The 21,086-nt window shown below is 39.3% G+C and carries 13 protein-coding genes and 2 pseudogenes; 12 read left to right on the top strand and 3 right to left on the bottom strand.

Translation table 11 applies throughout. The features are described from left to right. Positions 1–66 precede the first annotated feature (66 nt). The 10 genes and pseudogenes from IM515_RS09865 (at position 67) to IM515_RS09820 (ending at position 13,424) form a co-directional block, all read left to right on the top strand. Entirely contained in the window at positions 67–1,053 is a 987-nt protein-coding gene (locus IM515_RS09865; RefSeq protein ID WP_193958655.1) for a DUF3616 domain-containing protein, read from the top strand. A gap of 86 nt (positions 1,054–1,139) precedes the next feature. Continuing rightward, positions 1,140–2,627: a hypothetical protein gene (locus IM515_RS09860; protein WP_287628714.1), complete on the top strand. Its 1,488-nt coding sequence runs from the start codon at positions 1,140–1,142 to the stop codon at positions 2,625–2,627. A 58-nt stretch (positions 2,628–2,685) separates the two neighbouring features. Further along, positions 2,686–3,684 (top strand): hypothetical protein, encoded by a 999-nt coding sequence (locus tag IM515_RS09855; RefSeq protein ID WP_193958653.1) that lies wholly within the window; start codon positions 2,686–2,688, stop codon positions 3,682–3,684. A gap of 149 nt (positions 3,685–3,833) precedes the next feature. Beyond that, the gene (locus tag IM515_RS09850; RefSeq protein WP_287628713.1) at positions 3,834–4,814 is read left to right on the top strand and encodes a DUF3616 domain-containing protein; all 981 of its coding nucleotides are present in this window, start codon (positions 3,834–3,836) and stop codon (positions 4,812–4,814) included. 402 nt (positions 4,815–5,216) lie between these two features. Then, positions 5,217–8,339 carry a DEAD/DEAH box helicase gene (locus tag IM515_RS09845; protein ID WP_287628712.1) on the top strand — a complete coding sequence of 1,041 codons (3,123 nt, stop codon included), beginning with the start codon at positions 5,217–5,219 and terminating at the stop codon, positions 8,337–8,339. Between the two features lie 13 nt (positions 8,340–8,352). After that, the gene (locus tag IM515_RS09840; protein ID WP_287628710.1) at positions 8,353–9,192 is read left to right on the top strand and encodes an SWIM zinc finger family protein; all 840 of its coding nucleotides are present in this window, start codon (positions 8,353–8,355) and stop codon (positions 9,190–9,192) included. 225 nt (positions 9,193–9,417) lie between these two features. Continuing rightward, positions 9,418–10,689 (top strand): AAA family ATPase, encoded by a 1,272-nt coding sequence (locus IM515_RS09835; protein ID WP_287628709.1) that lies wholly within the window; start codon positions 9,418–9,420, stop codon positions 10,687–10,689. Then, the gene (locus IM515_RS09830; RefSeq protein ID WP_287628707.1) at positions 10,689–11,114 is read left to right on the top strand and encodes a hypothetical protein; all 426 of its coding nucleotides are present in this window, start codon (positions 10,689–10,691) and stop codon (positions 11,112–11,114) included. Before IM515_RS09835 ends, IM515_RS09830 begins: the two co-directional genes overlap by 1 nt. Positions 11,115–11,138: 24 nt before the next feature. Then, positions 11,139–11,225, top strand: a pseudogene (locus tag IM515_RS09825) (SWIM zinc finger family protein); the annotation flags it as partial. 174 nt (positions 11,226–11,399) lie between these two features. Beyond that, positions 11,400–13,424 carry a potassium channel family protein gene (locus IM515_RS09820; protein ID WP_287628706.1) on the top strand — a complete coding sequence of 675 codons (2,025 nt, stop codon included), beginning with the start codon at positions 11,400–11,402 and terminating at the stop codon, positions 13,422–13,424. 300 nt (positions 13,425–13,724) lie between these two features. Here the strand turns inward: IM515_RS09820 and IM515_RS09815 are convergent, their stop codons facing one another. After that, positions 13,725–15,509 carry a hypothetical protein gene (locus IM515_RS09815; RefSeq protein ID WP_287628705.1) on the bottom strand — a complete coding sequence of 595 codons (1,785 nt, stop codon included), beginning with the start codon at positions 15,507–15,509 and terminating at the stop codon, positions 13,725–13,727. 550 nt (positions 15,510–16,059) lie between these two features. Here IM515_RS09815 and groL point away from each other — a divergent pair. Both groL and IM515_RS09805 read left to right on the top strand, forming a co-directional pair. Further along, entirely contained in the window at positions 16,060–17,733 is a 1,674-nt protein-coding gene (gene groL, locus IM515_RS09810) for a chaperonin GroEL (RefSeq protein ID WP_287628704.1), read from the top strand. Positions 17,734–17,923: 190 nt separating this feature from the next. Next, positions 17,924–19,813: an ABC-F family ATP-binding cassette domain-containing protein gene (locus IM515_RS09805; protein ID WP_287628703.1), complete on the top strand. Its 1,890-nt coding sequence runs from the start codon at positions 17,924–17,926 to the stop codon at positions 19,811–19,813. Between the two features lie 29 nt (positions 19,814–19,842). Here IM515_RS09805 and IM515_RS09800 read toward each other — a convergent pair whose 3' ends face one another. Together IM515_RS09800 and IM515_RS09795 are read right to left on the bottom strand one after the other, a co-directional pair. Continuing rightward, positions 19,843–20,313: a hypothetical protein gene (locus IM515_RS09800; RefSeq protein WP_287628702.1), complete on the bottom strand. Its 471-nt coding sequence runs from the start codon at positions 20,311–20,313 to the stop codon at positions 19,843–19,845. Between the two features lie 267 nt (positions 20,314–20,580). Then, a pseudogene (locus IM515_RS09795) lies at positions 20,581–21,086 on the bottom strand (hypothetical protein); the annotation flags it as partial.

The following is a 21,086-nucleotide window of genomic DNA, read 5'->3' as shown; positions in this document are numbered from 1 at the left end:
TGCAATTGTTATAATGTTTCACGATTCCTTCACCAAAACTTTCTGATTAACTTAGGAGAAATCCCCATGGCTAACTTAAATTTTGTCATCATCCAAGAACTAAAGCATCAAGAAATTTGTGATGCGTCTGCTTCAATTCCTTTAGGACAAGATCAGTTTATTGTTGGCAATGATGAGGATAACATTTTGCGGTTTTATTCGTCTCAACAATCAGGAGAGCAGATTATTCCTCATCTAGATATTAACGATTATTTTCCCAATAACCCTAAACGAAAAGAAGTCGATATTGAGGGAGTCACAGAAGTTGATGGAGTTATTTATTGGATAACATCTCATGGTCGTAATAAAGATGCTGAAAGAAAGCCGCTACGTCATCAATTCTTCGCCAATAAAATCACAAACGCTAACCCTCCTACTCTTGAACAAGTGGGAAAATCTTATACTCAACTACTCCTACGGGATATGATAGAAGACCCTAAACTAGCTTTCTTGGATCTTCAAACCGCAGAAACAATTGCACCCGAAAAAGAAGGAGGATTGAATATTGAAGGTTTAACCGCAACACCTCAAGGAGAATTACTGATCGGATTTCGTAATCCTGTTCGAGACGGAAAAGCTATTTTAATTCCGTTCAAGAATCCCCAGGATGTGATTCAAGAAAATCAAGACATTAAAGCAGAATTTGGTGATCCTATTCTGTTGGATTTAGGAGGATTAGGAATTCGTAGTATCGAATATTGGTCAGCAATTGATGCTTATTTAATTATTGGAGGTGATTCTGGTACAGGAAGTCAATTTACCCTCTATACTTGGTCTGGTAAGATAGCAGATAAACCTAATCCAATTTCTCTCGAATTTCCCCCAGATTTTCGTCCTGAATCTATTCTGATTTACCCTCATTTGAATGATCAATTTCAGATTTTAAGTGATGATGGAGGAGTCATTAGAGTTGATGGACAAGAATGTAAAAAAATTCCTTCTGACAATCCAGATAAATTCTTTAGAAGTGTTTGGGTTAAAATTAATAAACTTTCTGCGGAAGTCAAAGAATAGGGAACGCTCAGAGAAATTAATAATTAACTTACTGACTTTTTCTCTAATTGATTCACTTCTACTCTGTAAAATTCAAGGACAAAATTATGGCTATCTTAAAAGACATTATCAACGATAATAAAACCCTAAGCCGTTCTCAACTAAAAGCGGATCAAGGATTAGTAAGAGAAATTCAAACCAAACTAGCTAACTTAGGGTTATACCCCGGTGGACAATGGATTGATGGTGATTTAGGCACTGGAGATACTTTTACTTGGCGAGGACTCAAAGAATTTTGTCAAGCCTTGGATTTATCTGGACTTCCTTCTGACACAGTGGCAATTAATCTCAGTATTGCTACTAATTTACTTGACACAAAACAGCTACCTTTTATCTTAGATCAAGCCAAAGATACTCAATTTATACTTAACAAATTAACCACCATCCAAGATAATTCAATCGCACCGGTCAATATTGGGGTAACTCAGTCATTCGTCGCTAGAACCCTGCGGAATTCGCCTTTTGCGATGGAAGTGGACGACTATCCTGAACACTTAAAACAGAAACCAGACGGGACTAATTTAGTTTCCTACGGAACTAATTTTACTCTCGTAGGATCAGGGAAAACTATTACTTTTAGAGATTATCCCCAACGGGGAAACTTACCCAATATTGACACAAATGGCTTAAATTTTCTGGCCAGTAACATCTCTCATGCCTGTGTATGTGTGGGAAGTTTTGGCGATGGCAGCAGTCCAATCAAAACCCATTGGTTAGGGAAAGATGCCTTTAATCCAGAACAATTACTCAGTGCCACTAAATTCATTGGAGTTCTTAACGCAATTGAACAAATTAATGGGAAATTCCCTACAGTTGATGTTGATAATTGTGTGATTGAACCAGCTAATTCTCCCAAACCTAAATTTTTTGATCTGGTGGTTGATATGGTTTCCTATAGAAAAGATGCTGATGGTTCTCTGGGACGCTCGAATCAAATTGGAGCCTTATTTAAACGCTTTACTAAACGAGCGGATTTGGAAGCTTGGCTAAAAGCTCAAACGGGAAATACCAGTTGTAAATTTACTGGGGGATATTTTAATCCTTCTCTGATTAAAGATCCAATTATCAAAGATTTAAGTAGCAGTGCCACCGTCTTAAGATCACCAGTAGATAATACCACGGGAATAAATGATGTATCGACTTATGATTTAGTGCGTTTAATTACGATGTTAGGGTGGCATCTACATTTAACTACTAATACTCGTTTTATCGGCAGTCAATGGAATAGTTTAGAAACCGTTGTTCGTGCTATGGGAACCGATGCAGCACGATATATTGATGTTGCTTTAGAAACTTTAGGTGTGATAAATGTGATTAGTCAACCTGTGGTAATTTCTAAAGTTGGCTTCGGTCCTAGTTCCTTTGCTTATGTAGCTTTCGTCAAATTTGTTGATAATCGTGTGCAACCAGCTAAACTGAGAACTTTCTCCTTAGCTCTTCGTACTCCCAACGGTTCCGACAGGGAAAGAGATACCAATTTAGCCGCCGCTGTCACCGAAATTGTCCGCCGCATTTTAACCGAAGAATTGGCTTAATTTGCTTTGGTCATAACTAAAAATAAAAACTTGTAAAATCAATAGTGAGGTCTTAAAAATGAACCTAGGAACCCTTCTCGAAATTATTGTTGCTCTAATTTTTATCTACTTAGCTTCCAGCCTTATTATCTCCGAATTACAGGAACAATTGGCCGCTTTGTTAGAATTTCGTGCTAGAAATTTAAAAAAAGCTCTGGAAATATTCTTGGGAAAAAAGACGGTGGAATCTTTGTACAATAATGGATCATTATTATCAAGTTTAAATCAATACACTAATTTTGGGAAGTCAGTTGGTCCTTCCTATGTTGAACCAAAGGTTTTGGCAGAGTCCCTAATTAGTCTAGTTAATAGTCAACTTTCAGATAATGAAAAATTATTAAAAGCAGATTTTTTAGGAAAAAATCTTGTTGGAGAAAAAACAGGAATCTTTAAGAAATTAGCTAGTATTTCTGATTCTTCTAAAATAGACAAAACGGCTATTGACAGATTGATACAAATAGGTTACAGCACCAAACTCAAATATGACAATCCAACTCTGGAGAATTTTGTTGATGAAATAGCCAACACTTTTACTCAAATTATGGAGCGAACATCGGGGGTATATAAAAGAAATGCCAAGGGAGTATCTTTTGCTTTTGGTTTTTTAGCAGCTGCTTTGCTCAATATTGATAGTTTTTATGTCATTGAGCAACTATCCAAAAATTCCAATTTAAGACAGGGGATTAATCAGGTAGCGACAGAAGTTTTTCAGACTAATGAATCTTGTTTTAAAGACGCTAAAGATGATCCTAACAAAGTCGCTGAATGTACAGAAAAATTACAAGCTAGTGTCAAGGACTTAGAAAAAATTAATCAACCTTTGCCGCTTGGTTGGAATGAAAAAGGATGGTTTAATGGTGAACAAATAAAAGAACAAAATGGCTGGCAAGCTATCTTTGGCTGGCTAATGACAGGAGTAGCCGTGGCGATGGGCGCACCTTTTTGGTTTGATATTTTAGGGAAGTTGATCAATGTGCGTAATACGGGTAAACCCATATTACCTAATACTCAGAAATAACTAATTAGGTACACCATCTTACCATGTTTTAGCCGATTCTAAAACAAGTTATTTCTTACTTTTCTTCTAGTAATTTCTTGTCTTTTTGTCTTTTATTGCCTATAATTTTCTTAGTCCTCACTTTTCCAGTTAACAAGGAGAATACAATCATGCAATCTCTCAAATTTTCTATTATCCAAGAAATCAAACATCAAGGAATTTGTGATGCTTCTGCAGCTATTGCTTTAGGAGAAAATAAATTTGTTGTTGGTAATGATGAGACGGATTCAGAATTAGGTAATTTTCTCTGGATTTATTCCTCTCAAGAGTCGGGAAAAGCGCTGGAAACCATTGACATTAATGGTTGGCTAAAAAACAATCCTAAAAATAGAGAAATTGACTTAGAAGGGGTAACTGTGCTCAATGACATAATCTATTGGATTACTTCCCATGGTCGCAATAAAAATGCTGAACAAAAACTCCCTCGTCATCAATTTTTTGCTAGTAAAATTACCGATGACGGCTCTAGTATAGTTCAAGTGGGTGAGTCTTATACTCAGTTAGTCTTGCGCGATATTATCGAAGACTCTCAATTGGCTAAAATATTTGATTTCAAAACAGCAGAAACCAAAGCTCCTAAAGCTGAAGGAGGATTAAATATTGAAGGTTTAACGGCAACTCCAGACGGAAATATCTTGATCGGTTTTCGTAATCCTCTACCAAACGATAAAGCTATTTTATTAACTCTAAAAAATCCTGAAAGTTTAGTTATTAATTCCAGCAATGCTCGGGCTGAATTTGGTGATACTATCTTGTTAGATTTGGGAGGATTAGGAATTCGTAGCATCGAATTTTGGCCAGCTTTAGAAGTATATTTAATTATTGCCGGAGAATTTCATGGAGGCGATCAATTTGTTGTCTATACTTGGTCAGGAAAAAAAGAAGATGCACCGGAAAAGATAGAATCACTGCAATTCCCTGAAGGTTTTCGTCCAGAAGCTTTGTTGTTTGATCCCCATTTCCCAGATCGCTTTCAGATTTTAAGCGATGATGGTACAATCGAGCGAGTTGGTAATACTCCCTGTAAAGATATTATCGATAAAAATAATTCCGAAAAATATTTCCGCAGTATTTTGGTAAAAGTTAATTAATACCAATTCTCACCCATAAAAACTACCGATCGAATTATCGAATTTAAGTTCCCCTTTTTAAGGGAGATGCCGAAGGTAGGGGGATCGAACTCCTGTAGCCGGATTTTGGGGAATTGCTATAATTAGCCATCCTTCTTAGTGGAACCTCAACAAAACCTACAACAAAAATAGCTTTAAACCCATGTAGAGATAAGCTTTAAGCTCAAAAAAACCGCCGATCACGTCTTCTCAATGGTTTTTTGTCCTAGAAACGCTATTAACCTTTTTCTCTTATCCAGAGAACTTTTGGGTTCCCAAAGGGATAAAAATAAGAAAGTGTCGAGAATCCTCCCATAATCGCTACAATTTTTCTAGAGGCTAAATGTTGCCCTCATTTAAGTTCTTTTGTACTAATTAAAAACCATGAAAATTCTTCACGGTACTTGGATTCCTCAATCAACGGACGAATTTATTCAGAAGGGTAGCTTTTATCTTTGGGGAGAAACTAGCAACCCGAAAAAGAGTCGCACCACTGCTGATAATTATCATCCTTTTCAGTTAAGCAAAGAGGAATTAACTAGCTTTCTCACCGGAGAATTAGGAATAGTTCAATCGAATTATAATCCTCTTAGTCGGCAATTTGTCCCCCGCTACTTTCTTTTACCTAGCCAGGATAATCAACCTTTACCCTCCTTAGAATTACTGCGTTATCTAGAAAAAGAACCCCCAGAAAATAGCCAATGGCAATCTTGGCAAATTGATTGTTATCCCCTTAATCCTCTACTTAAACTGCTTAATGATCTGCACTTTATCTGTCTTTACAACTCCTCAGAGATTCAGTTAGGTGCAGATTTACTTTTTTGGTATCACTACAGTCAAGCTTTTAAAGAAATAATTCTCAAAGATAACTATATTCCTGCCTTTAAATATCGAGAATTAGCCAAAAATAACCAGAAAACCGCTAACTTTGCCATCTACCCTCTTTGGGAAATTATATCAGCAACCTACGAAACCAATCTCGATCGCTATCTCGAATATCTTCCCCGCATTTGTCTTGCTGGTGCTGAAAATCCCCATGCTTCACCACAATTATACGATCCCAAAACCCTACTCCGGCACTTCTCCGAATGTCTCCTCAATGAAATTGTCACTAATACGGCAATTCCTGCCAGTTTTGATAAACAAATTAGCGAGACAATTATAGGTGATTGCTTCTCTGTGACTAAGGCTGCCGGATTTCTGCAAACCGCTGCCGCTTTAGAAAAATATCAACAGTGGCAAACTTGGAGACAGCAGTTACTAGGAGACCAAAATATATGTAGTTTTAGCCTTGGTTTTAAACTAACCGAGGCCCCAGAAAATAATATTGAACAGTGGCAAATTACTTTTATCCTCATCTCTAAACAAGACCCCTCCCTGCGATTAGAATTAGACGAATATTGGTATGCAGTACCCGAAACTAGAACAAGCATACGAGCGCATTTTGGTCAAGATTTAGACAAAAATATTTTACTAAGTTTGGGTTATGCTGCCCGTATTTATCCCCCCATTTGGCAAGGATTAGAAACGGATAAACCGACGGGATTTTCTCTCAACCTTACAGAAGCTTTTACTTTCTTAAAAGAAACTGCTTGGATTTTAGAAGATGCGGGATATAAGGTAATTATTCCCGCTTGGTGGACTCCCGAAGGTCGTCAACGCGCTAAAGTTCGGCTAAAAACTACGTCTAAATCAGGCAAATCTACCCCCGTTAGTAAAGGGATTTTTAGCATCGAAAACATCATTGAATATCAATATGAATTAGCCATCGGTGAAGAAACTATTAGTCAAGAGGAATGGCAACAATTAATTAACACCAAAACACCCTTAGTTAAATTTCGAGGTCAATGGGTAGAATTAGAACAAAATAAAATGCAGCAAATGCTGGATTTTTGGCAGAAATATCAGCAGGAAAATCCTGAGATGAATCTGATTGAATTAATGAAAAAAGCTGCCGAATACCCAGAAGAAATTATTGTTGAAACCGATGATTTTTTGGGTTCTATGCTAGAGAAATTACAAAATCCTAGTCAACTAGAACCGATCGAAAATCCTCCCCAATTACAAGGAACGCTGCGGGAGTACCAAAAGCGCGGAGTTGCCTGGATTCAATACCTAGAACAATTGGGGTTAAATGGTTGTCTTGCTGACGATATGGGACTGGGAAAAACCCTACAAGTAATTGCTAGATTGATTGGGGAAAGAGAGGGAGATAATAATGTTTTACCAACTCTGCTAGTTGCACCCACTTCCGTGGTGGGAAATTGGGCAAAAGAAATTGAAAAATTTGCCCCCCATCTTCAGGTTTTAATTCACCATGGTAGTAAGCGCTATCAAGATGAGAACGAATTTCAGACAGTAGCTAGTCACAAGGATATCGTCATTACTTCTTTTACCTTAGTTCGCAAGGACTTGAAATTATTTAACTCGCAATCTTGGCAACGTTTAGTAATTGATGAAGCACAAAATATCAAAAATCCTAAAGCGGCACAAACTAAAGCAATCTTGAGTTTATCTGCACAACATCGTCTCGCATTAACGGGAACTCCAGTAGAAAATAGACTGCTTGATTTATGGTCAATTTTTAACTTCCTTAACCCTGGTTATTTAGGTAAAGAAACTCAATTTCGTAAAGCTTTTGAAGTGCCAATCCAAAAACAAAATGATCGTCTCCAGTCCACGGTTCTCAAAAAATTAGTGGAACCTTTTATTCTGCGTCGGGTAAAAACCGATAAGCAGATAATTAAAGATTTGCCTGATAAAGTGGAAAACAAACAGTATTGTAATTTAACTAAAGAACAAGCTTCTCTCTACGAAGTTGTCATCAAAGAAGTGGAAAAACAATTAGAAGAAGCGGAGGGAATAAAACGCAAAGGATTAATTTTATCTACCCTGATGCGCTTGAAACAAATTTGTAATCACCCCCGTCAATTTTTACAGGATAACAGCGCTTTTACCCCTGAGCGATCGCATAAGTTAGAGCGTTTGGGAGAAATGCTAGAAGAAGTAATTTTAGAGGGAGATAGTCTGCTAATTTTCACTCAATTTACTGAAATCGGTGACTCCTTACAAAAGTACCTCAAACAAACTTTTCGCTATAATACTTATTATCTTCACGGGGGGACTTCTCAACCAAAACGAGAACAAATGATCGAAGAATTTCAACATCCCGAAACAGAACCTTCCGTATTTATTTTATCCCTAAAAGCTGGGGGAGTGGGGATTACTTTAACCAAAGCAAATCATGTTTTTCACTTTGATCGTTGGTGGAATCCTGCGGTGGAAAATCAAGCCACCGATCGCGCTTTTAGAATTGGTCAACAGAAAAATGTTTTCGTGCATAAATTTGTCACTTTGGGAACCTTAGAGGAAAGAATTGATGAAATGATCGAGGAAAAGAAAAAGGTAGCTAATGCTATTGTTAGTAATGATGAATCCTGGTTAACGGAATTAGATAACGAAAGTTTTCGTCAGTTAATCGCATTGAATAAACAGACAATTATTTAATCGAGGTAAACCTATGAATAAATTTAGTAAAACTTGGTGGGGACAACGCTTTATAGAAGCATTAGAGGAATTTACCGACTCAGCGCGTTTGAGTCGAGGACGTTCCTACGCTAAAAATGATAAAGTCAAGAATTACGAAATTGACGGTAATTTAATTACTGCTCAGGTGCGAGGTTCCATTAATCCCTACTTTGGGGTTTACAAAGAACCTTTGTATAGCGTGAGTATCGAGATTAAACCAATTACTAAAGCAGAGTGGTCACAAGCTTTATATAATCTTGGTTCAAGAGCGAGTATGATCTCTAAACTGCTGCTCAAAGAAGTTCCCGATAATATTGATGAAGCATTTAGCGATCTGAATCTGCACTTATTACCCCACAGTCAAAAGGATTTTATCACCAATTGTTCCTGTCCCGATTGGGAAAATCCCTGTAAACATATTGCTGGAGTTTATTACCTCGTTGCTTCCCAATTAGATCAGGATCCTTTCCTCTTATTTGAATTACGGGGTATCTCTCGTCAAAAATTACTGCAAGAGTTAGCAAAAACTCCCCTCGGTAAGCTGCTTTCCTCCTCTATCCAAGAGGAAAAAATTCCTCTTAACCCTGTCACTTCCTATCACACTAAACCCGAAACTATACCAGCATCAGAAATAATTGATCTCAAAGAATTTTGGCACTCCCATCACCGTTTACCAGAAAATCCTCAGTTAGTTAAATCCGCAACTATTCCCGCAATTGTCATTAAAAAAGCTGGTGATTATCCGGCATTTTGGGATAAGGATACTTCCTTTATCGAGGTAATGGAAGAAATGTATCAACGGGTACGCAATAAAAATGCAGGGATACTTTAAAAAAATATAAGTTTTCCTTTTGGGGAGTCAGGAGTCAGTCCCGATGTCAAATTAGGTTACACTTTATCTTGATCAGAAACGCTGTAGCTAAATTGCTGACTTTTTGACTTAGGTATCTATCCATAGGAGGGTAGATTAGAATAAACAGGTCAACAACTGACAGTAATTGAAAATCTACCCCTAACCTGTTAGTATTGTTATGAGACTGGGGATAAGAGAGATACAATGGAATCCTTAACTATTGAAAATTTTCTGATTATTAAGTATGCGGAAATAGAGATTAAAAAAATTAATGTTATCATCGGTGAACAGTCCACTGGTAAAAGTATTATTGCTAAATTAGTTTTTTTATTTCAGAGATTTTTGTTTTATCAAGTTAAATTATTAGTCACTAATCTTCAAGATCAGCAAGGACTCAAAAGGCACCTACAGAAGCGATTTGAGGAATTATTTCCTAAATACGCATGGAAAGAGCAAGTATTTAAAATAGTTTATCGTTTGGATGACATGAACTTTTTGATTGAAAGATATAAGGACAAATCTGGCTATTTTAAACTACAATTTACCTATTCAGATAATTTTAAAAAGTTTTACAATACAACAATTAGACAAGTGAGTAAAATTGCCAAAAGCAATAACAAAGTCACTCAAGATATTTATTCAGATATGAATGATTGTGTGGCCAAAAATATTGCTGATTTTTTTCAAGGCAATGAAAAAATTTTTTCTACAAAGATTTTATTTGTCCCAGCTAGTCGCACTCTGTTTGTTAAATACTTTACCAATAATATTTTTGCCTTTTTGTCCAATAATTTTGATCTTGATCCTCTGATTATCAACTTTGGCTCTAATTATGAAAATGCTCAACGCCTATACAGAATAATTAATGAATCAGAAAGTTTATTCCAAGATAAAAAAGATGATAAAAAACTTTATAATCAAATTAAATTAATTAGCGAAAAGATTCTATCAGGCAGCTATGCGCGCGAGAAAGATCAAGATTGGCTTTATCATGCCGATGGGAGAAAGATTAACTTAATTGATGCTTCAAGCGGACAGCAAGAAGCTTTACCAATGTTATTAATTCTCTTAGTTTTCTCGTTTTTTCCTGATTCCGAATCCAACCAATTTTTTATTGAGGAACCCGAAACCCATCTTTTTCCCTCCGCTCAAAGAGATATGGTAGAACTATTTACCCTACTTTATGCTAATAAAAATTGTCGTTTTTTTCTTACTACCCATAGTCCCTACATTCTCACAGCTTTGAATAATAAAATCATGGCGGCTAACGTTGAGCCTGTCAAAGCGGAAAAATCTTTAGGTTATAAAAATACTATTCAATTCCAAGATGTGTCAGCCTACACAATTAGCAACGGACAAACTCAAAGTATCTTAGATACAGAGGTGAACTTGATTGGTATCAATAACCTCGATGCTGTCTCCGATGAACTTAGTCAAGAGTTTGAAGAAATCTTAGAAAGAAAGGCTCAACAATAATGGATATTAGTCACTGTTCTGAATGCAATAAGAATAAAATAGTCAAAGTTAAGGAAAATGGGAAAGAATTCATCGTCAATAATAATAGTCAGAAATTAATTACTAAGATAAAAATAGATAATTGTTTAATTATCGAGGGAAAAAGATGCGACTGGCTTTTAGAAATTGATTATCCCTGTAGCTTGGCTCTTTATATTGAACTCAAGGGTAAAAATATTGAACAAGCTTATGATCAATTATTGTCAACTCTAAATCATTCTTACTTACAAGAAAGACATAAAAAATCTAAAAAAGAATGCTATATTGTCGCTTCTAGAGTACCAAAAGCTGGAACCAATGTTCAGGTTTATCAAGCGAGATTCAAGCAATCTCATCCCGAAGTTAGTTTAAAAGTCAAGTCGATGAAAGCTGAAATCACTATTTAGGGTTTTCCCTCAGAAAAAAGCTGAACCAATTGTTCTTGTCCCGATTGGGAAAATCCCTGTAAACATATTGCTGGAGTTTATTACTTCGTTGCTTCCCAATTAAATATGGAAGAAATGTATCAACGGGTACGCAATAAAAACGCTGGTATGTTATAATGAGGTAGGTGTTAAAAATTGTCTAATACCCCCCTTAGTTAAAAGAAAATTAAGGGTAGATTAAAGGGGGATTAAGGGGGGGATCAGAAGTTTGAAAAAGCATTCTATTTTTTAAGACAAGCAGAATCTATGAACCAAGAATCTCTCAGCTTTGTCCATGGGAATGTCAAGTTAGCCGATCGCTTTTTAGTCTGTGGATTGGGTAGTCTCGGACAACACTGCGTCAAGTCTTTAAAAGAGTTTGGGGTTAGCGTTGTCGGTATCGAACTAATACAGCCTCCCAGTTGGGAAATTAACGATTTTCCCGATTTATTAGAGGAAATAATTATCGGTGATTGTCGTCAAAAAAACATTTTAGCAAGAGCGGGAATCGATCGCTGTCGGGCTGCTTTAATTGTCACCAGTGATGAGCGAATTAATGCCACCACTGCCCTAATTATTCGGCAATTAAATCCCTTTACCCGCTTAGTGGTGCGTTCTTCTAAAGATAATCTCAATCAGCTACTTAAGGAACGTTTAGGCAATTTTATCGCCTATGAACCCACCCAACTACCCGCCAATGCCTTTGCTTTAGCCACATTAGGCACAGAAACCCTCGGTTTTTTGCATCTCGACGGTCAGAAATTGCGGATTATCCAGAGACAAATTAGCCCCGAAGATGGTTTACTCGATCGCTTTTTAGGTGATTTAAATACTCCCACCCGTCGTCTGTTAGCACACACAGCCCCCGATGAACCTTTAAGGGCCGGATTTTATCAATGGTCTCCCAGCACCACTATCCGGGCCGGTGATACAATTACCACCATCGAAACTACCTATCAAAATATCGATGCTACCCGCCAGAAACCGTCAAATTCTCGCCAGAAGTTGCGGCATTTTTGGCAAAAATTAGGCAAAGAAACCCAACAATTCTGGCAATTGAGTTTTCAGCAGCAAATTCACCGGGTGGCTTTCCTGTCAGTATTTATCATTATCCTGCTGGTAATGATCGGGACTTTTCTTTTCCATCTCTACGCCCCGAGAGCTTCCTTTATTTCCGCTCTTTCAGGAACGGCGATTCTTTTATTAGGTGGTTACGGTGATGTTTTCGGTGCCTCTAACCCCGAAGATTTAAATGCAGTTCCCTGGTGGATGCAGCTATTTAGTCTCTTTTTAACCTTAGCTGGAACCGCTTTTATCGGGGTTCTCTATGCCATTTTGACAGAAACTTTATTATCATCAAGATTTCAATTTATCCCTAACCGTCCCCCAGTTCCCCAACAGAATCATATCGTTATTGTGGGCTTAGGTCGAGTCGGCAAAGAAGTGGCTAATTTATTACTAGAAATGCAACAGGCGATTGTCGGGGTCAGCTTAAATAGGGATTTTGATGGGACTATCCTGCCAAAAATGCCCCTGATGACGGGAAATATCGAAGAATCTTTAAAAAATGTCAATTTGGATAGGGCTAAAAGTATAGCGATCGTTACCGATGACGAAATCCTCAATTTAGAAGTGGCCCTAACCACCCGCAAACTCAACCCCCAAAGCTACTTAGTCATCCGCACCACCGACGACAACCTTAGTCAACAATTAAGTCAAATTCTGCCCCGCTCTCACATTTTAGGAACCAACACCGTAGCGGCAGAAGCCTTTACGGGAGCGGCTTTCGGAGAAAATATCATCTATCTGTTCCGTTGGGCGCAAAAAACGATTCTGGTGACGGAATACGAGATCGAAGCCGGAGATACTCTCAATGGTAGCTCGCTCGGGGATATTGCCTACGGTTATCGAGTTGTGCCGATCCTACACCAACGAGAACGGCAAGCCCCGAAATTAATGCCCGAAGATTATCTCAACTTACGCATCGGCGATCGCATTGTGGTGCTGGCCACCATCAACGGACTGCGACGGGTGGAACAGGGTCGTCGCACTCCCAAAACTTGGCGCGTGCGGGTGGAAAAAGCCTTTAATCGCAATATTGCCGCGGAAGCGCCCACCGTAATCAGTCGTTTTTCTAATTGTCCCCTGAAAACCGCCAGCGATCTCATGGAAAATTTGCCAGCAACCCTGGGCGCCCCCCTCTACGAACAGCAGGCGATTCGATTAGTTTCCGAGTTAAAAAAAATTCAAGTTCAAGCGCTGGCTATTCCCATTAACCCGAAATCGAGTTAATCGGAGTTAAGTAAGTAGTTATAATTAAATTGAAGATAGATTTTGCCTCTGCCCCCCCTTATTAAGGGGGGTGCCGATAGGCGGGGGGATCCCCCCTGCCCTACTTAATAAGGGGGGTGTCTGACAACTTTTAACACCTACCTACTTATCCTTTTTTATCAAACTAGAAGGCTCTCTTGGTCTTTTTTTATACCATTTTTCTTTATTCGTGGCAGACATTCTACTCCTTTCTCCCAAAAAGGGAGAAGGGTTGGGGGTGAGGGAATTAACCATCTCTGCCATTACTTTAGAAAAATGGTATTATGCAGTTAAAGTGACCGTAGCCTTGGCAGTTTGTCCAGAATCAGAAGTAGCAGTAATAGTAATTTTATCCCCATTATTTCCTTGTGCAGGTGCAGTGTAGGTAAATTTGGCATCAGTGGTATTTTTATCAATTTTACCGCTGTCTGGCGGTGAGATTGTGATGGTGTAGTTACCAACGGGGTTAATGCTAAATTCCTGGATTCCATTTAATTCTAAATTTTGGCGAGGCGGAGCGATCAAAATCGCTGGAGGTAGTCCCTGTCCAGTGGAACTAGCCTCTACAGTTACTTTTTTCTCCACTTGATTAATTAAATCGGGAATAAGACGTTCGCTAAATCCAGCCACAAAAGCCATTGTTAAAAGTCCATATAAATAGATGCCATTCCGATTATCTTCAGTGCCACCCCGAATTTCTAAGGGAGAAATATTAGAGTTAAGAATTAGCAGAATAAAGAAAGCAAAACTTCCCCCTAAAATCGGCTTAGTTAGACCAATTATAAATGGCAAGAGGTCATCGTCATATTTTTGGTTTTTGGGATTATCAAAATCTTGCAAACGAGTTAAAAGACTAACTGCTCCCCCTAAAGTGCCTGTCATCAATATCAATATCAAGAGTCTAAAATTTCCGTCTTTGTCTTCAGTATTTTGGTTACTTTTACCCTCAGTATTGATTGGAGGTAAAGACATAAGCAAATCTTTCACTGGAAGGGAGTTCATAATACCCCAATTCAAAGGGAGAGCTAACACTAATCCAATTAAAACTTTTGTAGGTATTTTGAAAGAATGGAACAGATTATCTCTGAATTCGGCTAGACGAGTCCAAAAACCTGTCTGGGTTTTTCTTAATCCCGTTCTGGCGGCATAGCGTAATTTTTGTGCCAGAATAATATTAGGTTTACCTATTAAAGATTTAATCGCAATTTCTCCGGCATCTACCACCGACTTTACTTGCATGATATCACCAGGTTTGGAAATGTTCTTGAGTTCCACCTGTGCCATCCCTAGTATTTTAATTAATTTGGCTAATTCTCCCTGTACTTCCCGGTCTAATTCTTGAGGGAATCCCGCTACTTGTTCTTGGGTTTTTTCCAGCAAAATATCAATTCTTTTATTTAGTTTGATTCCCTCATCTCTAGCTTTAATTTCATTGATTAAATCGTCTAAAGTTTGAAATAAAACACTTTCTTCTTGTACTTGTAGTTGTGCAAAATTATCTTTAAATTCCTTGACTAACTTTTCAAAGGGTTCATCTACTTCAGGAATTGAACTATATTTGTCTAAGTTATCCTTCAGTTCAGCAATCAAAGACTCATTTTTCTGTTGTAATTCCACAGTGGTGGAAAATTTAACCAAAGTATCTTTAACTTTTGTTTGCCAAGCGATTAGTTCTTGCTTAAGTCCTGGCAAGTTTGCATCGTTAGCATTAGCATCGAATAGAATCGTAATTGTGGCCACTAAACTATCAGTTTCTTTGCTTAAAGTATCAAGAGGAGTTTCTGAAATTTTGCCCGTAGATAAAAGGTTGATTGTCTCCACAAGCTGATCTGTATGAGCTAGTATTTGTTTTTCTAATTCTTCTCTGCTAGGTAAAGGGTCTGAAAAAGTTAATTCACCTAGTTTTTGAATAAATTCATCTCTTAAATTATTAGTCTCTTGAGTGATTGTTTTGGCTTCTGTTTGGTAACTAGCAAGGGTAGCTGATTTATCCTGACTAAATTTATTTTGGGTTTCCAGAATAAATTGATCAATTTTTTGTTCGATAGCAGGATTTAGATTAATCATGATTGTCTTCTCCTAAAAAAAGGCGAAAATGGGCTAAAATTTGGTTAGCTTCCAGATGCTACAATAGTTATCATTGATTTTCTGCAATTATTAATAAATCTTGATAAATTTTTATTTTTTTAACTCAATTCAGTCTGCCGTAGGGACATAACACCGGGTGCATCCCACATTTGCAGAAATACCGACAATCAGCAATTATCAGTGACTCTTAAATTAGTACAAAAATATGAACAATCGCGTGTAAGCATCTCACAGTTAACCTAATGCGCGGGGGGTTTGGGGGCGGCGCCACGCCCCCAACGGGGGGTTTGGGGGGTTCTACCCCCCAAAAGCTTGGATTGAGTGATAAAACCGAAAGTAACACCCAATTTTAGGAGAAAGTTTCCCCTGAAAAATCCCAAATTAGTAGATTTACAAAAATGAGATGCACCCCATAACACCCTGATCTCCTCAACATCGTTATCTCCTCAATGACCGCAGCCGCATCTTAGCACTCAAGCCCTAAGAGTGCTAAATTAACTATAAGGAGTCCTATCACAACAGCGATACCATGTCCAAAATCATTGCCTTCAAAGATGAATCCCGTCGCGCCCTAGAAAAAGGTGTCAACGCCTTGGCCGATGCGGTAAAAATCACCCTCGGTCCGAAAGGACGCAATGTCTTGTTAGAAAAGAAATACGGCGCCCCCCAGATCGTTAATGACGGCATCACCGTGGCCAAAGAAATCGAATTGTCCGATCCCCTCGAAAACACCGGGGCGAGATTAATTCAGGAAGTAGCGTCAAAAACCAAAGATTTAGCGGGCGATGGCACCACTACCGCCACCATCATCGCCCAGGCTTTAATTAAAGAAGGTCTGAAAAACGTTACCGCCGGGGCCAATCCCGTCGCCTTAAGACGCGGACTAGACAAAACCATCGCCTATCTAGTCGAAGAAATCGCCGCCGTCGCTAAACCGATCGCTGGAGATGCGATCGCTCAAGTGGCCACCGTTTCTTCCGGCAACGACGAAGAAGTGGGACAAATGATCGCCACCGCCATGGAAAAAGTCACTACCGATGGCGTAATCACCGTCGAAGAATCGAAATCCCTAACCACCGAATTAGAAGTAGTGGAAGGGATGCAGATCGATCGCGGTTATATCTCCCCCTATTTCATCACCGATCAGGAAAGACAGATCGTCGAGTACGACAACCCCCTGATCCTGATTACCGATAAAAAAATCAGTGCGATCGCTGAATTAGTCCCCGTCCTCGAAGCCGTTGCTCGTCAAGGTCGTCCCCTATTAATTATCGCCGAAGATGTGGACGGCGAAGCCTTAGCCACTCTAGTGGTCAACAAGGCCCGGGGTGTCCTAAATGTCGTCGCTATCAAAGCCCCCAGTTTTGGGGAACGTCGCAAGGCGGTTTTACAAGATATCGCCATCCTCACCGGCGGTCGTCTGATTTCCGAAGAAGTAGGCTTAAGTCTTGACACGGTTAGCCTCGATCTGCTGGGGCAAGCGGCAAAAATCACCCTAGAAAAAGACAATACAATTATTGTCGCCTCCGGAGACAGCCGCAATAAGGCCGATGTGCAGAAACGTCTCGCCCAACTGAAAAAACAGTTAGAAGAAACCGATTCCGAATTCGATCAGGAAAAATTACAGGAACGCATCGCTAAATTAGCCGGCGGTGTGGCCGTGATTAAAGTCGGGGCGGCCACAGAAACCGAACTCAAGGATCGCAAACTCCGCATCGAAGATGCCCTCAATGCCACCAAAGCTGCCGTGGAAGAAGGTATCGTCCCGGGCGGTGGTACAACCTTGATTCATCTGGCTTCTAAGGTGAAGGCTTTCAAAGCTTCTTTGACTAACGATGAGGAAAAAGTCGCCGCCGATATCGTCGCTAAAGCCCTAGAAGCACCCCTGCGTCAGTTGGCTAATAACGCCGGTGTGGAAGGGGATGTGATCGTGGAAGGTGTGCGCGATACCGCTTTTAGCGTTGGTTACAATGTCCTTACCGGCAAGTACGAAGACTTAATCGCCGCTGGAATTATCGATCCGGCTAAAGTGGTACGGTCAGCCGTTCAAAACGCCGCTTCTATCGCCGGTATGGTCTTAACTACGGAAGCCCTCGTGGTCGAAAAACCCGTTAAAGAAGCCGCAGCCCCCGATATGGGCGGCATGGGCGGCATGGGTGGCATGGGCGGCATGGGTGGCATGGGCGGCATGGGCATGATGTAATTTCTGATGCCGTCTGGCCCCTGAAAATAATCTCATGCAATTGAGCCAATCTGTCCCTTTTCTGGTTATCATCGGCATTAGGGACAGGTTTTTTTTCCTCGGGAAAAACTTTTTCAGCAGAACCTGCTTAATCTATCCTTTGCATTAGTCCAGACACTACACTAGAAAAGAAGGATTATTCCCAGAAATCATGACACTGCTGACGGTTCGATCGCTCAAAAAAGACTTCGGTATCAAGGAAATTCTCAAAGATGCCAGTTTTAGCCTCGATGATCGCGATAAAGTCGGCCTGATCGGTACGAATGGATCGGGAAAATCGACCCTATTGAAAATGATCGCCGGTTTAGAATCGATCGATGGTGGCGAAATTCAAATCAATTCGGGGATGAAAATCGTCTATTTACCCCAGCAACCCGATCTAGACGACGATAAAACGGTTTTAGAGCAGGTTTTCGCCGATAGTGGCGAGAGCATGACTTTAATTAAGGAATACGAGGAATTGTCCGATCGCCTTGTCCATGAGCCAGAAAATCTGGATACTATTATGGAAAGTTTGTCAAGGGTTTCGCAACAAATTGATAAACTTGCCGCCTGGGATTTAGAAACTAATGCTAAAGTTATTTTAAGTAAACTGGGCATCGATAATTTTAATGCTCGTGTGGGAGATTTATCGGGGGGATATCGCAAAAGAATCGCCATCGCTACCGCACTTTTAGCCGATCCTGACTGTTTATTGATGGATGAACCCACCAACCATCTAGACGCGCTTTCCGTGGAGTGGTTACAGAGTTATTTGTCCCGTTTTCGGGGAGGATTATTATTAATTACTCACGATCGCTATTTTCTCGATCGAGTGACTAATCGCATCATTGAAATCGATCGGGGAGACTTATCTACTTATTCCGGTAATTATGCCTATTATCTAGAAAAAAAAGCTTTAGCGGAAGAATCGATCGCCAGTAGTCAACGCAAACACGCGGGAGTTTTACGACGGGAATTAGAATGGTTATCCCGGGGACCAAAAGCACGCAGCACCAAACAAAAAGCGCGGATTGATCGCATTCAGGCAATGGGTAATAAGGAATTTAAACAGGTGGAGGGAAAAGTCGATATTGCCACCGCAGGAAGACGCATCGGCAAAAAAGTTATCGAAGTAGAAAAGATATCGAAAGCTTACGGAGATCGCACTTTAATTAAAGATTTTACCTATATTTTTACCCCTGAAGATCGCATCGGTATTATTGGCAGTAACGGGGTAGGAAAATCTACTCTCATGGATATTATTACCCGGAAAACTCTCCCCGATTCAGGCACGGTTGACATCGGTTCCACTATTCATATTGGTTACTTCGATCAACAATCCGATGATCTCAATATCAACGAAAATCAAAGAGTGATCGAATATCTGAAAAGTGTGGCCGAATTAGTCAAAACCCTAGACGGCAGCGTGATTACCGCTTCCCAGATGTTAGAAAAATTTCTCTTTCCTCCCGATCAACAGTATGCACCAATTTATAAACTTTCTGGAGGAGAAAGAAGACGCTTATTTTTACTACGAGTTTTGATGAGTGCGCCTAATGTTTTAATCTTAGATGAACCCACCAATGATCTCGATGTGCAGACTTTAGCAATTTTAGAAGAATATTTAGAGGACTTTAACGGTTGTGTGATTGTTGTTTCCCATGATCGCTATTTTCTCGATCGAGTAGTTGATACTATTTTTGCCTTTGAAACCGGGGGTAATATCCGTCAATATCCGGGTAATTATTCCCTTTATCTCGATCAGAAAAAAGAGGAGGAGGAACCAAAAGAAAAAAAAGTCACCCCAAAAACTGTTAAAGCTTCTCCCTCACCCGTCAATAAGAAAATCTCTTTTAAAGAGAAAAAAGAATACGAAGATATCGAAAAACAAATACCAATTTTAGAAGCAAAAAAAGCCGAAATTGAAAAGGTACTTTATGGAGAACCCCTAGAAGATTTTACTAAAATAACCGCTCTGACCGAAGAATTAGCTCAATTAAGTCAAAAAATTGATAATTTAACCGATCGCTGGTTAGAATTAGCGGAAAAATTAGGCTAGGATGATCCCTATTTTCCCGATCAATTTAGTTAAAACTGAGTGATAATTTCTGGTGAATCATCCTCATCCATGACCAGATCTACCGACTCCACCCGCAAGAGTGCCAAATTATCGTTAACCACCCCTTGAAGATAGATTTCCCCCATCCCTTCACCCCCCAGATCGATCGAGCCGAAAACTTGACCGGTTTTGGTATTAAAATTAAACTGAAAATAATTAGCCGAGGAAATTCCCTGGCTGACATTATCGTATTTAGCGATCTCTTGACCAATGTTATCATAAAAAGATACCTGAAAATTTTCTAAAACTTGCGTTTTTCCCGAACCTTTTTCCGAAAAGATAGTCGGGGCCGTTTTTTCATCATAACTAAAAGAACCTTTAGCTGTATAACCCTGATTTCCCAACCATTGAAAATCGATCGTCACTGCTAAAACCCCCTGGGTATTCAGGTTAGCAACTAAAAGCCAAGCTAATAGTAAAATCAATATTATCTTTTTCATGAGTCGGTTATTTCGGTTACAGCAGTTATCCTAATGGTGAGGTACGAACAAAATCGGTAAAACCCTACACCCCACACCCTGCCACCAGGAAAAACCTTTTCAGCAGACCCTAAGTAGCCTATTATACTCAACGGATTTAGTATAATTACTTGTCCTCGTTTTCATGTGCCATCACGATTATAGCAAAGGGGATTACTGCTTGCTTCTAGTTCTGACCATTTTTCCTCTGTTTAGTTGATTTAATCGAGAAAATTACTGAGACTATTGTTATAAAAGTTGATGCAACTCATCAAAAGAATTAACGGTTAATGCCAATTTCAGTAACTCGTCTAAAATCGATAATACAGAAATTTTATCCACAGCTTGCTCAATGTCTATTGGAATGTCACCCAATCGCGTTTTCAGCACCGTTTTAATATAGTTACGAGCATTTTCTAACGCTCCAATTTCCTTACCAATTTCCTTACCAATTTCCTTACCAATTTCCTTACCGCGTTCGATTCCTCGTAACTCCATATTACTCATTAAAGGCATGGTTCTTTCCTCCTCAAATTGTTTAATTTTACTCTCTAAACTTGACTGCAATTCAGTTGATAAAGTCATCATATTGTCGATGATTCCAAACAGTTTAATTATCTGTTCTCTCTCGAACTCTTTTTCATATAATCCCCTGATTAACCTCCACTTCCACTGTTCCCGTTCTGGCAGCTTCCCAGTAGTCGCTTTTGTTTTCAGGTGTGCCATGACTATTATAGCAAAGGGATTGCTACTTG

This window comes from Microcystis sp. M44BS1 (genome assembly GCF_020244875.1).
Taxonomy (GTDB): Bacteria; Cyanobacteriota; Cyanobacteriia; order Cyanobacteriales; family Microcystaceae; genus Microcystis; species Microcystis panniformis.
Note: the sequence above shows the minus strand (reverse complement) of the source record. Positions and strands in the feature narration are given on the sequence as shown.